The organism is Rubrilithobacter danxiaensis (genome assembly GCF_047272945.1).
Lineage (GTDB): Bacteria > Bacteroidota > Bacteroidia > Sphingobacteriales > Sphingobacteriaceae > Rubrolithibacter > Rubrolithibacter danxiaensis.
On record NZ_JBKOPS010000001.1, the window covers coordinates 335,275 to 348,550 of the forward strand.

Annotated in this window: 15 protein-coding genes and 1 tRNA gene; 8 read left to right on the plus strand and 8 right to left on the minus strand. The window is 38.9% G+C overall.

Features of this window, described 5'->3' with window-relative positions; translation table 11 throughout:
- Window position 1 precedes the first annotated feature (1 nt).
- Window positions 2–2,386, minus strand: a complete 2,385-nt coding sequence (locus tag ACLCDL_RS01365; RefSeq protein ID WP_423146198.1) for a TonB-dependent receptor — start codon at window positions 2,384–2,386, stop codon at window positions 2–4.
- 159 nt (window positions 2,387–2,545) lie between these two features.
- On the opposite strand from ACLCDL_RS01365, the gene ACLCDL_RS01370 reads away from it, so the two are divergent.
- Both ACLCDL_RS01370 and ACLCDL_RS01375 read left to right on the plus strand, forming a co-directional pair.
- The gene (locus tag ACLCDL_RS01370) at window positions 2,546–2,836 is read left to right on the plus strand and encodes a hypothetical protein (protein ID WP_423146199.1); all 291 of its coding nucleotides are present in this window, start codon (window positions 2,546–2,548) and stop codon (window positions 2,834–2,836) included.
- A 57-nt stretch (window positions 2,837–2,893) separates the two neighbouring features.
- Complete coding sequence (locus tag ACLCDL_RS01375; protein WP_423146200.1) at window positions 2,894–3,130, plus strand: hypothetical protein; 237 nt, start codon at window positions 2,894–2,896, stop codon at window positions 3,128–3,130.
- Between the two features lie 45 nt (window positions 3,131–3,175).
- On the opposite strand, the gene ACLCDL_RS01380 is transcribed toward ACLCDL_RS01375, so the two are convergent.
- From ACLCDL_RS01380 to ACLCDL_RS01400, 5 genes are read right to left on the minus strand one after another with little or no spacing between them, the layout of a single operon-like run.
- Window positions 3,176–3,439, minus strand: coding sequence for a SemiSWEET family sugar transporter (locus tag ACLCDL_RS01380; protein WP_423146202.1), 264 nt, complete (start codon window positions 3,437–3,439; stop codon window positions 3,176–3,178).
- 53 nt (window positions 3,440–3,492) lie between these two features.
- Entirely contained in the window at window positions 3,493–4,071 is a 579-nt protein-coding gene (locus ACLCDL_RS01385; protein ID WP_423146203.1) for a hypothetical protein, read from the minus strand.
- A gap of 2 nt (window positions 4,072–4,073) precedes the next feature.
- On the minus strand, window positions 4,074–4,397 hold the full coding sequence (locus ACLCDL_RS01390; RefSeq protein WP_423146205.1) for an STAS domain-containing protein: 324 nt from the start codon (window positions 4,395–4,397) through the stop codon (window positions 4,074–4,076).
- Window positions 4,398–4,402: 5 nt separating this feature from the next.
- On the minus strand, window positions 4,403–5,545 hold the full coding sequence (locus ACLCDL_RS01395; RefSeq protein WP_423146207.1) for a SpoIIE family protein phosphatase: 1,143 nt from the start codon (window positions 5,543–5,545) through the stop codon (window positions 4,403–4,405).
- 1 nt (window position 5,546) lies between these two features.
- Window positions 5,547–6,089, minus strand: coding sequence for a hypothetical protein (locus tag ACLCDL_RS01400; RefSeq protein WP_423146208.1), 543 nt, complete (start codon window positions 6,087–6,089; stop codon window positions 5,547–5,549).
- An 86-nt stretch (window positions 6,090–6,175) separates the two neighbouring features.
- Between ACLCDL_RS01400 and ACLCDL_RS01405 the strand changes: the two genes are divergently transcribed.
- The 4 genes from ACLCDL_RS01405 (at window position 6,176) to ACLCDL_RS01420 (ending at window position 9,388) form a co-directional block, all read left to right on the plus strand.
- A complete protein-coding gene (locus ACLCDL_RS01405) occupies window positions 6,176–7,099 on the plus strand; it encodes a glycosyltransferase family 2 protein (RefSeq protein WP_423146209.1) in 924 nt (307 codons plus the stop codon).
- Window positions 7,096–8,268, plus strand: coding sequence for a glycosyltransferase family 2 protein (locus ACLCDL_RS01410; protein WP_423146210.1), 1,173 nt, complete (start codon window positions 7,096–7,098; stop codon window positions 8,266–8,268). The genes ACLCDL_RS01405 and ACLCDL_RS01410 overlap by 4 nt, the downstream gene beginning before the upstream one ends.
- 229 nt (window positions 8,269–8,497) lie before the next feature.
- Window positions 8,498–8,617: transfer RNA gene (locus ACLCDL_RS01415), tRNA-Asp, on the plus strand.
- Window positions 8,618–8,698: 81 nt separating this feature from the next.
- Window positions 8,699–9,388, plus strand: a complete 690-nt coding sequence (locus ACLCDL_RS01420; RefSeq protein ID WP_423146211.1) for a class I SAM-dependent methyltransferase — start codon at window positions 8,699–8,701, stop codon at window positions 9,386–9,388.
- Here ACLCDL_RS01420 and ACLCDL_RS01425 read toward each other — a convergent pair.
- Window positions 9,380–9,739: a response regulator transcription factor gene (locus ACLCDL_RS01425; RefSeq protein WP_423146212.1), complete on the minus strand. Its 360-nt coding sequence runs from the start codon at window positions 9,737–9,739 to the stop codon at window positions 9,380–9,382. The genes ACLCDL_RS01420 and ACLCDL_RS01425 overlap by 9 nt on opposite strands.
- An 8-nt stretch (window positions 9,740–9,747) precedes the next feature.
- Entirely contained in the window at window positions 9,748–10,944 is a 1,197-nt protein-coding gene (locus ACLCDL_RS01430; RefSeq protein ID WP_423146213.1) for a sensor histidine kinase, read from the minus strand.
- Between the two features lie 175 nt (window positions 10,945–11,119).
- On the opposite strand from ACLCDL_RS01430, the gene ACLCDL_RS01435 reads away from it, so the two are divergent.
- Window positions 11,120–11,323 carry a hypothetical protein gene (locus tag ACLCDL_RS01435; RefSeq protein WP_423146214.1) on the plus strand — a complete coding sequence of 68 codons (204 nt, stop codon included), beginning with the start codon at window positions 11,120–11,122 and terminating at the stop codon, window positions 11,321–11,323.
- Window positions 11,324–11,447: 124 nt separating this feature from the next.
- Entirely contained in the window at window positions 11,448–13,265 is a 1,818-nt protein-coding gene (locus tag ACLCDL_RS01440) for a sensor histidine kinase (RefSeq protein WP_423146215.1), read from the plus strand.
- Window positions 13,266–13,276 lie beyond the last annotated feature (11 nt).

Consider the following 13,276-nt stretch of genomic DNA (forward strand, 5'->3'; position numbering starts at 1 on the left):
GTTAAAATTTAAAATTCCAGGTTAACGAAGGCACCACACTTCCTATTACTGAATAGCGTACTGCTTCCGTTTGCGAGAGTATTTTTTCATTTTGCCTGAAGAAAATTGAATATGGATTTTTATGGCCATAGGCATTATACAAAGCAATAACGAACTCACTGCGGTAACGCCTTCCGTCAACTTCTTTTCCTTTTAATGTAACAGAAAGGTCTAACCGGTGATAAGAAGGGACACGATAATTATTTCTGGAATTTGTGTTGTTGTACTGAACCGGGAAACCCTGAAAATCAAAACGGCTACCCGGAAAGGTAGCTGGTGTACCTGTTGCAAAATTAAAAACTGCCGAAAAAGAAGTCCGGGGTTTCCAGTCGTAAATACCTACCAGCGAAAGGGAATGTGTTCTGTCATACTTTGCAGGATAGTATCTGTTATTATTGATGCTGTTTATTTTCCGCTCAGTCCGGCTTAGTGTATAACTGATCCAACCGGTAGCCCTGCCGGTATTCTTTCTGAAGAAGAACTCTGTCCCGTAAGCTCTTCCCTTACCAAACAGCATATCCCCTTCCAGCTGATCGTTCAATAAAACCTCCGCACCGCTTATGAAGCCAATCTGGTTGTACATACGGCGATAATAAACTTCTGCCGAGGCTTCCCAGTTTTTATCGTTGTTATTATAAAAAAATCCTGCCGATAACTGATCCGCTACCTCTGGTTTTACATTAACAGAACTTGGAATCCAGATATCTAAAGGCGAAGCAGCAATGGTATTACTTACAAAATGGAGGTTTTGCGCCGTACGGGTATAACTGGCTTTAAGAGCTGAAGATTCATTTGTCTGATATTTAACCGTGAACCGTGGCTCCAGGTTATGATACCACTTTATTGTTTGTCCTTTTGTAAATGTTTTAGGGTTTACAGGAGTTTTCCGTTTACCGTCTTCGCCTGCATAATTGTAAACGGTTGTATTTTCTGCGCTTAATACCTGGAAGCCAGAATACCTAAGTCCGTACTGAAACGAAATGCTTTTTGAAAGTTTGATGTCGTGGTCCCAGAAAGCCGAATAATCATTTGCAGCTTGTTTAGGCATATAAATAGTATTAATTGCAGAGCCTGAATTAGTAGGACGTGCTGTACCCGGGCTAAAATTATGCCGAACGGCATCAGCTCCAAAATAAATGGTGTTGGCCGGATTCGGATACCAATTCCAGGTGGATTTCAATGTCCAGTCCTTAATATCGGCATGCCAGATAAAACTGTTTGCCGTTTGTCCTTCCACACCTAAAGCATAATCGTAATCAGAATAAATAGCAGAAATATTAGAAAACAATTTCGGATTATATACGTGGTTCCAGCGCATGGTTGCGGTAGCATTACCCCAATCCATACTGAATTGCTCTGCCAGCTTGTTTACATCCCGCCCAAAATATCCTGAAATAAAAAGACGATCGTTTTTGCCTAATTTAAAGTTCATTTTTGAGCTCAGATCGTAGAAATAAACCCGGGTGTTTTTAAGCTGTTCGTCGCTCGAAGCTTTAAGAAACAGGTCAACATACGAACGTCGCCCCGCTACAATAAAAGAACTTTTATCTTTTTTTATCGGTCCTTCTGCCAGCAGGCGGGTAGCTATTGTACCGATTCCCCCCGAAACTGCATACTCCTTTGCGTTTCCTTCTTTCATTCGTACATCAAGCAGGGATGATAGCCTTCCGCCATATCTGGCAGGCATTTCACTTTTCATGAGGGTAAGATCCTTAACCGCATCAGGGTTAAAAACAGAAAAGAAGCCAAACAGGTGCGAACCGTTGTAAACGGCGGCTTCATCCAAGAGGATTAAATTCTGGTCAACGCTTCCTCCCCGTACATTATATCCCGGGGCCCCTTCTCCAACAGTTGTAACGCCGGGTAATAGCTGGATCGTTTTAATTACATCTGCTTCGCCCAGCAATGCGGGCAATTGTTTAACTGATTTAATAGAGACAGACAAGCTTCCCATTTGCGTTTGGCTGATGCTTTTATTTTCCTTTTCTGATGATACTACCACTTCCTCCATTTCTATTTCAGAAGGCGATAAATCGAAATTTACGGTCAGGTTATTTTTCAGATCGATGCTTTTTTGAAGCGATTTAAAGCCCATATATCTTGCTTCCACTTTATAGCTTCCGGGCTTAAGCGAGAGGGAATAAAAACCGTACGAATTGCTTATTCCGCTGATTGTTGTGCCCGGTATGCTTACAATAACACCAATTAAGGTTTCGCCGGTACCTGCATCACGAACATAGCCGCTTACTGTTGCAGAACCTTTACTTTGAGCCTTTAAAAGCATCGGGAACAGTAAGGGTATGACAATCAGAAACAGTAATGCAGCCGCAAATTTTTTCTTTTCCATTATTTATAAATCCCGGTAACTTAAACGTCCTAAAATAACTAAGATAAACCGCAACCCGCTGCAAAGGTTATAAAAGCTTTTATAATTGTTACCTGATGCATAAAGTTTAAACATTTTGCTTCTTTAAACTGTAGCTAACTAATAACAGTTAAAGTACCGATGGAAAGCTTCATGATAACTATTGGCCCTGAACGCGGATTAAGGATAGAGCCTGATACGCATTCTGATTCAGCATCTGAAAATCAGGGTAAACGTTTTAAAATATTCAGGCTGGAAGGCGACGACTGGATGGATGACGACAATCTGGATATAGAGGAAGTACCCGTTGATAATTTTTTAGGCGTAATAACGGTAAAAACTTTCAAAGACTTTACCTTTGAAGGAAACGGCGCTTTTTCAGGCAACGATCTTCTTCTGATTGCGGGGGAAATAATGAAACACTCTTCCTGATTCTTAAACTTAAAGACCTGTTACAGAACAAAAAGTTCAAAGCTTTGTAATTGCTGTATGAAGACTTTTGAAATAAAACCGGTTTTAAACGACAAAATATCTACGTTAACAGTACAGGAAGACACTTCACCAGGTTCATATATTGTAACAAAAAATCAAAAGTTTGTAACAAGGTTATTTAAAGATACAGATGATCGCTGGAAAACACGTGAGGTATCTGACCTGAACCCCAGTGATATAAACACTATTGGAGAAGAAATTGATTTATACCTGGAAGACAACCAGCAATCATAAATCACACTCGCTGCTAAATACTTGTTACTATATACTTGATACTTTCTACTTATTCCCCGAATATTTAAACTTCAGGATAAGCATTAATACATTGAGGCTAAACGAAAAGGCATTGGTAATAATTATAGGCAGGTCTGACCGTAAAACTCCGTAATAAGTCCATAAGCCAGTGCCGCCCAGCAGCATAACAAACATAAAAGGCGCTACATCTTCCGCTTTGCGGTTTCGGATTGTTTTTATTAGCTGAGGAAGAAGAGAAGCTGAAGTTAATATACCGGCCACAAGGCCGATGATCTGATTTTTATCCATTGGAATATCTAACCTGAGAAGAGAACAGGTTGTTTGATACTTTGATGAGTAAATTACAGAAGAATTTTAGTAGTAAACGTATTTTCCCTGGTTAATGAATTATGTTCGTAAATAAATTCGTCGGCAGATTTTGTTAAAATGATCAGTCCAAAATGTTCCAGCATATCCCGCGGCCGCGGCGGAATAGGAATAGGGTGATCTTCGGCAGAAAAAACAACCCGCTGTCCCTGCTCAATATAGCCGTACAGCCCGCACATATCATCTTCGTATATGGTTATTTTCTTGCCCGTAAAAGTGGCATCAAGGGGCCATTGCAAAGTTTCGCGTTCTTTAAAAGCCGGTAAGTAAAAAGCTTTTCCAATATCGGTTTTACTTATTTCGATATAATCCTGTGCTATCAGAACGTTTACTTCAGTTTCTGAAGCCCATGAATGCTTTATTGCATTTGTTAAAAGCTCGGTTAAAATAAGTTTACATTTCCCCTCAATTACCGGACTGTATTTTTCTTCCGGCAACTGTTCTTTCACCAGGGATATAATATCACTTAGTAAACTAAAAAGCTCTGAAGGATCACTTTTAAAAATGAAGCTGAATGATTTTGAAGTTGGAGCTGTCACTAAAATATTCCTCACGTTTAAGCTTCTGGTAAATTATCATGCACTTTAAAAACTTTATCCATTCTTATCAGCTTGAAAAGATTGAAAATATCTTTGTTAAGATAAACTACGGAAATATCAGCCTGATTAGACATGGCATACTTTAAAGAGGAAACCAGCGCTCCGAGAAAGGAACTGTCTACGTAAGCTACATTTTTAAAACTTACAATAATTTGTTTGTGCCCTTGGTTTATCAATCCCAGCATTTCGTTTTTAAAGCGTTCTGCTTCAACCAGGTTCGCTTCTTTAAGGTTAAGTTCCGCTAATAAATAAGTAGGAAATTCTTTACACTCTAAAATCATTAGTATCAGTTTTTTTGAATAAAAATTAAGCTGCAGTCGTCAATTTGTTCTTTACTATTTTCTTTTAAAAAAGTTTCATTTATTATTTTTTCCACGGTGTCTAACTGTCCTATTAATCCAGAAATAGAATCGAAGAAAAACTGGTAATCCGTTTTCATTCCATCATCTCCCTGGTAGTCAATCATTCCGTCAGAAATCAATATAAGCTGGTCGCCCGATTTAAGGTTAAGTTCCTTTTCATCGTACTGGCCTTCTTTCAATACACCCAATAGCAATCCCCCCGAATTGATCTGTTTATATTCATTAACATCTGCCTGGTAAAATATTAAGGGCAAATCACCTGCACCGGAGTAAAGTACTTTGCCGGTTTTATGTTCAATCATCACTAAGGATAAAGTTGAAAGCACATCGCTTAAAACCGGATCCATATAAATTACATTATTGATCTTCTGTAAGATACTTGCGGTTGAAAAATCACGTTCAAAAACACACAGCCGTACAGCAGAGCGGATATAACTTAAAAAGTTAAAAGAGAAGAACCAGGCACCCCATTTTTTACCCATCACATCACCCAGAACAATGAAAGTGTATTCGTTATCAATCTCTATGAAATCAATAAAATCTCCTCCGGGATAATTCTGATACGAACGGTGCCAGAAATCAATAAGATAACCTTCCACCTGGGGTGATTCAACCGGCACCGACCTTAAATTTAGCGCTTCGGCCACGCTGCGTAATTCCTGTATTGATTTCTCGTGTTGTTTGCCTACATTGTAAATAATATTATTAAGCTTGGAAATAACAATAGAAATCGGTGTATCTTTAACGATATAGTCCAGTACCTGCATGTCCAGGCCCTGCAGCACCACTTCTTCGTTGGTAAAAGATGTAAGAAAAACAAACGGAACGTTTTTCCAGCGGTTATCGTTCATCACTTTCTCCCTGAACTCGAACCCGTTCATATCCGGCATCTGGTAATCTGATAAAATAATATCAGGTGTTATCTTTTCCAGCAACTCGATCGCTTTCTTTACAGAATGAGCCTGATAGCAAATAAAACCCTCCCTTGTTAACGCCTTATAGATTAACTGAAGCATGAAGCGGTCGTCATCAACCAAAAGAATTTTTTTTGAGGTTATTTCGGCCATCTTATACTATGGTTGAGCGTCGGGTTATTGAAGTTATCAGCAAGTAAATTCCGGTAAACACTATTAAAAGCGATATCAGATCCATTAATGTCACTCCGTCGTTGATATTAAAATAGAAAATAGTAAACATTTCGAAATACGGAGGCGCAGGCATAATGATCATAGCAAAACCCAGTGTGATCATGATTAACGAAATAATAATCCGCACAATCTGCGCCATCCTTTCCCTGATTAATACTTTATGTGTAATACGGCTATCCAGCGGGTGTTCGTATAATAATGTTTCCAGGTCATTTATCAGGTCAATACGCGAAGCGCTTTTAGTATCGAGTTCTTCATAAAGCTTTAACTCCTGTTTGGTAATATCTGTGCGCTCCATTGCCTTGTTAAACTTCTGTTGAAGTTTTTTCACCGAATCACTGTCAATTTCACTCGATTCGAGTAAGGCGATCAGTTCATCAAGTTTCTTATCTACAGGGTGCGCAGAATTATCCAGTTCCTGGAAATCATGTATTTGCCGGTTAATTTTATTCAATTGATCCACCCCGTTTGCCTTGTAATTAATTGTATCTTCCAGATAGAAAAAACGTATATATTATTTTATTTTTTAGTTTTACAGGATACTTCATAATGAAAAAAGTTTCAGTCATAACTGTAAATTTTAACCAGCCGGCGGTTACAGAAGCGCTGTTATTATCCATTAAAAACACCTGCACCTACCCTAACCTCGAAATCATTGTTGTTGACAATGGGAGCAGAGAAAACCCTGTTCCGGAATTGACCAACAAATATCCCGACATCATCTTTCTACGCTCGGACAGTAATTTAGGTTTCGCGGGCGGAAATAATTTAGGAATACAGGCAGCAACCGGTGATTTTTACTTTCTTGTAAATAATGATACTGAATTTACTCCGCGTCTTACCGAGCAGTTGGTTGCTGTGCTTGAGCAAAATCCGAAGGCAGGCATTGTTTCTCCTAAAATACGGTATTATCAGCAACCTGATACAATACAGTATGCCGGCTTTACACCTATGAATTTTAATACCGCACGCAATAAATGCATAGGTGAGTTTGAAAAAGATGAAGGCCAGTACGACCATTTAACCGGACCTACCGGTTTTGCACATGGAGCAGCAATGATGATAAAAAAGGAGGCACTTGATAAAGCGGGAATGATGGCTGAAAATTTCTTTTTATATTATGAAGAAATGGACTGGTGCGAGCAGATAAAAAAAGCCGGATTTGAAATATGGTTCGAGCCAAAAGCGCTGATATATCATAAAGAATCTGTTTCTGTAGGAAAAAAAAGCGCTTTAAAAGAATTTTTCATGATCCGGAACCGGATATTATTCATCAGGCGAAATGCACCCACATACTCCAAACTTATATTTTACCTGCATTTTGGGGGGCTCGTAATGCCACGCAATATTCTTACTTATGTAAAGGATAGAAGGATGGATTTAATTACGCAACTCTTCAAAGCGGTATTTTGGAATATTACTCATAAAAAAACCAGCACCAACCTGGGATTCCCCTTAAATAAGCTCTCATGAAATTTACTTTTTGGCTCTCTATTTTTTTAGTTTTTTACACTTTTTTAGGATACGGAATCCTGTTGTACTTCCTTGTAAAAGCCCGGCGGATCTTCCGCGGAAAAAGAATGATTCCTGATACCGATCATAATGACCTCCCCTCCTGCACCCTCGTAGTTGCAGCTTATAACGAAGAGGGATTCATCAGGGAAAAGATAGCAAATACCTTGGCGCTTGAATATCCTGCCGGAAAACTGGATCTTTTATTTGTAACCGATGGCTCTACCGATAAAACTTCTGAAATTATTGCTGAATTTCCTCAAATTACTTTGCTTCATCAGCCACAACGTAATGGGAAAATAGCTGCCGTACACCGGGCAGTAGAGCAGGTAACAAGCGACGTTATTGTTTTTACCGATGCCAACACCTTTTTAAATAAGAATGCACTTATTAACCTGTGCAGGCATTATGCTGATCCAAAAGTAGGGGCCATTGCAGGTGAAAAACGTGTCCATGCCGGAGAAGAAGCCGATGCAAGTGCCGCCGGTGAAGGTTTTTACTGGAAATACGAATCAACACTTAAAAAATGGGATTCTGAACTATATTCTGTTGTTGGAGCAGCAGGGGAGTTATTTAGTGTACGCCGAAATTTGTACGAACCTGTAAGCAAGGATACCATATTGGATGACTTCATGATTTCTATGCTTATTGCCGAAAAAGGATACCGGATTATTTACGAGCCTGATGCTTACGCTACAGAAACTGCTTCCGAAAACGTTTCGGAAGAATTAAAAAGAAAGGTAAGAATTGCGGCAGGAGGCATTCAGTCTATTATACGCCTGAGCAGCCTGTTAAATATTTTCAAATACGGAATTTTAAGCTTTCAATATATAAGTCACCGGGTATTGCGCTGGACAATTACTCCTTTCCTGTTAATCCTTGCTTTTTTACTGAATTTCTTAATCGTTTTAAATACCGCGGAATTTATTTACATACTTCTGCTGGCTTGCCAGCTTATGTTTTACCTGCTTGCTTTTTTAGGATACAGATTTGAAAAAAAACAATTACGAATTAAAATCTTATTCATTCCTTATTATTTCTGTGTAATGAATTATGCTGTTCTGGCCGGAATTATACGGTACCTAAAGGGTCAGCAAAGCGCTGTTTGGGAAAAATCAAAAAGAAAATAAATTTAAAAAAATTAAAAGTGAGAAGTTAGTCTTTACTGTAGCGGGCTCTTTCTGTCTGTTTATTAATTAGATACACACGATAAGCATTAACACCAATTGTCAAATTTTCATTACATTCACCCTTTTTTTGCCAAAAAAACATTAGAAAAGAAATTTTCTTATTTCTATTTCAATAAAAATAAAAATACCTTTATATTTGTATCACTTCATCAGAACGATGAGTACACACTGTAGGGTGGTGAAACTGGCAGACACACCTCCTTGTCTCGGTGGCGGAGATTCTGGGAAATCTATACTGGCAACGGCGTAGGCTAACCACTCCTTGAAGGTTCGACTCCTTCCCCTACAGCTCCTTCCTTAATTTAGGTTATAATTGGTTAGTTTGAGCACCTGCCCATCAGGTGCTTTATTTTTTTAGTAACATTATAAAATGGATATCTTCAGTCAGGCTTTACTTGATTTTTATTCAGGAAATACCCGAAACAAATTGTGGCTTAATACCAGCTATGGCGAAAAAGAAGAAATGCCTCTGGAAGTATTTTTCAGGAATAAGGATGAAATGCCGCCGCTGGAACTGCTCGCACTTGAACTGTGTAAAGGAAAAACCCTGGATATTGGTGCCGGAGCCGGAAGCCATGCCCTTATTCTACAGAACCTGCATTTTGATGTAACTGCTCTGGATCAATCGGAAGGTGCCTGCACGATCATGCAAAAAAGGGGGTTGAAAAATGTAATAAACAACGATATCTACAATTATAATTCTGAAAAATATGACACTCTGCTCCTGCTGATGAATGGCATTGGCTTATGTGGTACAATTTCCGGTTTCAGAAGCTTTTTACTACATGCGAAAAATCTTTTAAAGCCCGGAGGACAACTTCTGTTTGATACTTCTGATATCAGTTATTTATATGAGGGTACTGATTTCCCTCAACATACCTATTATGGAGAAATAGCGTATCAATACGAATACAAAAAACAGCAGGGGAACTGGTTTAACTGGATTTATATTGACTCTGAAATGTTAACTGTCACAGCAAAAGAAGAAGGCTGGAATACTGAAATGCTTTTTAATGATGGTGAAGACCAATTTTTAGTGCGGTTAAGCGAATCAAAATGAGGTAAACCTTCTTATCCTGATCATTAACTCGGCAATACTGAAAGGTTTTTTCACAAAATCATCCAAACCAATAGTAAAAGCTGTTTCAACAGCTTCTTCCTGGCCGGGTTTTGCAAGTAAAAAAGCAGTAATCTGTTTGCTTGTTACAGATTTGCTGAAACGGATGATCTCCAGAGCAGAACGGGGATCGTTATCAATACCGCTTAAAACAATATCAGGCAGTTCAGATTTTATCAGTGATACGCCCTCAGAAAAATCGCGGCAGCAAACAACTGTGAAACCTTCTGTCCTGAATTTTATTTCGATGGTTTTTAATACAAGTAAATCGTTTTCAATAATGAGAAGTTTCATTAGGTCGGTTATTTTTTCCAATCAAAGAAGAAATTACTGCCTTTACCCAATACCGAATTTACGGAAATAGTTCCACCTTGTTCCTCAATGTACATTTTAACAATGTTCAATCCAATTCCGGTACTGTTTTCATTCTTCGATCCGCCCTTTGCTGTTTCAAACAGGTTAAAAATGATTTTCCTGTCTTCTTCTGCTACTCCGGGTCCGTTATCTTTAACATAAAACTCCCAGAACTTCCCTTTATCTTTTACACCGACATTGATTTTTATTTCAGGCTTATCATTAAATTTAACGGCATTATTTATCAGATTCTGAAACACCTGCTGAAGCTTAAGGCGATTAGTTTTTAACACCGGCAACTTAGAATCAATTACTATTTCTACAGGTTTCGGCTTAAATACAAGTCGGGCAACTTCATTCACTAATAACTCGACGTCCGTTTCTTCTTCGGCCTGAGCCTGGTTCTGAACGGACTGATCCAATAAGGAGGCAATCATTTCTGAAGAATGAGCAGAAGTTTCCGACAATAATTCGAGGTATTGTTCCACTTCTTTTATACTGTTTATTCTTTCATCCGATTTTAATAAAGAGACCAGAGAACGTATTGATGTCAGGGGCGATTTAAGATCGTGAGCAACTACATACATGAAGCGCTCCAGGTGTTTGTTAACAAATTCCTTTTCTGCTATTCGGTCTTTAAGCTCTTTTTGAGATAAATAAAGCTTTTCAAAAACATCTACTTTAGCCCGGGTAATGGCAACATGAAGCGGTTTAAATAAATAATCCACAGCTCCTTCCTTAAAACCCTGCAAAATAAAGCGATCATCTTTATTAATGGCAGTAACAAAAATTATAGCAATGTCTTTGGTTTTTGGATTTAGGCGCAACAACCTTGCAACTTCAAAACCATCCATCTCCGGCATTTGTATATCGAGCATTATTAAGCCGATTTCCTGTTCGGATGCTATTTTGAGTGCTTCCTGTCCATTAGATGCTTTAATAAAAGTTCGGTTCTCCGTTTGCAGAAGCTGCTCCAGGCAAATCAGATTTTCCTCTATATCGTCAACTAAAAGAATAGTGAAGTTATGTGCTTTACGTAAGAAAGATGACTCATCTGCTTTTGCTGCCTCTTCAGACCGGATTACCCGCAGTTGTGTGCCTGCAATTTCATCCCCGCTCCAGTTTACTACCGTTTCTGCCCCCATTAATACTCGAAAATTTTGCTTTTATACGCACATGGGGCCATAAAGTTGTGAAAGATAATTTCTGTTAACAAAGGTGTTACACCGCTCATCATGTAGCGCATTACCCCCCTGCTCTAGAAAAACTTTTTGTGTGTTTACCAGTTTTATAACCACCTTATAACCAATAAAATTTGATATGAATAAATTTTTCAGGGCACTGATAGCCGGATACGGTGCTAAAAAACTTGGTGGCGGCTGTTTTTCAACCATCCTCATTTTTATTCTTATATATGTGGCTTTAGGTCAGTGCAATAAACAAACGGCACATGCTTCGGTAACGCATAAAAAACAAAGTACAGTTGTGATAAAACCAGCTGTCGCGAAAACAGAAAAGCATTAAAAATACTAACAGGCACACTCTTGGCGATGTCAGATTAAGGATACCATAAAAATATTGATACCCTTTTCATGAGCAACATCAAATCCCAATTGTCTTAGTATATTAGATGCCCAATAAATAAAAAATGCCCGTAAATAATCCGTTTCTGCAACCACATAATATTATTGAAAACCTGCCGATAGCTACTGCCCTTTTCGAAGGCATTGAAATGAAGCTGGTTTCTGTAAACGAGGCGATGCTTAAACTTTGGGGCAGGGAAAAGAGCATAACCGGTAGCCGCCTTCTGGATTTTATGCCTGAACTGAAAGAACAAAAGTTTCCGGGCTTACTAAAAGAAGTGTACGAAACCGGCAACCCTCATTACGAGTACGATGCAGCCGTTTATATACAGGTTGAAGGTGCACTGAAAGAAATCTTTATGGATTATACTTATAATGCTTTAAAAGATTCATCAGGCAATATTTATGGTATTCTGGTTACAGCTTTAGATGTTACAGAACGTATACTGTCTAAAAAGAAGCTTCAGGAGTCTGAACAGAATTTCAGAAATTTAGTACTTCATGCACCGGTTGCCATGTGTGTTTTAAAAGGCCCGCGTCTGCAGGTTGAAATTGCGAACGAACGTATCTTTGAATTGTGGGGTAAAAAACCCGAAGAGGTAACGCACAAACCTATATTTGAAGGTTTACCGGAGGCCAGGGAACAAGGACTGGAAGAAATTCTACAGCATGTTTATACCACAGGAAATCGTTTTATTGCAGACGAGCGCCCTGTAAATTTGCTGCGAAACGGTAAAATTGAAACTACCTATATCAATTTTGTTTATGAAGCTTTATATGAAACAGATGAAAAAATAACAGGCGTTATGGCTGTAGCTGTTGAAGTTACAGACCAGGTAGAAGCCCGTCATAAAGTAGAAGAAGCAGAAGAACGGGCCCGCCTCGCGATTGAAGCTGCTGATGTAGGAACTTTTGATTTAAACCTTGAAAGCCACGAGATGATCACTTCTGCACGGCTGGATACTATTTTTGGCATAGAAGAGCCAGCTGATCACCGCGATTATGTAGCAAAAGTCCATCCCGAGGATAAATCTGTAAGAGAAAAAGCACACGCAGAAGCGTTAAAAACCGGAAAGCTGTTTTATGAGGTCAGGTTGTTAACAGACAATAATAGCATAAAGTGGGTCCGGGCAGAAGGCAAAGTACACTATGTTAGTTCAAAGCCGTCCCGAATGCTGGGTACAATGACAGATATTACAAGTGAAAAAAACATCCGGCAGCAAAAAGATGATTTTATAGGCATTGCCAGTCATGAGTTAAAAACACCAATGACCAGCCTTAAAGCTTCTTTACAATTGCTAACCAGAAATTTAAAAAACGAACTAACACCTGCGGCTGCCGCGCTGCTTAATCAAAGTAACAGCAGTTTGGCTAAATTAGGTAATCTGATAGAAGACCTGCTAAATGTTACCCGTATCAATGAAGGGCAGCTAAGTATTCATAAAACAAAGTTAAATGTTGCCAAACTTACTAACGGTTGTTGCAATCATATTAAATCCACAGGTTTTGATATCATTTATGAGGGAGACCTCGATTTGCAGATTTATGCGGATATGCTGCGTATCGAACAGGTACTGATTAATATGCTTAACAATGCTGTTAAATATGCACCCAATTCAAAAACGATTGTAGTAAAGGCCGAAAAACTACCTGGATTTGTAAAAATCTCAGTTATAGATAGAGGACCGGGCATACCAACCGACAAGATTCCTCACATTTTCGAAAGATATTACCAGGCAGATAATAAAGGTGTGCAGTTTGCCGGTCTCGGACTTGGACTCTATATCTCTGCACAAATAATTAACAGACACGGCGGTAAAATAGGTGTTGGCAGCGAACCCGGCAAAGGAAGCACCTTCTGGTTCACGATTCCCGAAGAGTAAGAATCAATCTG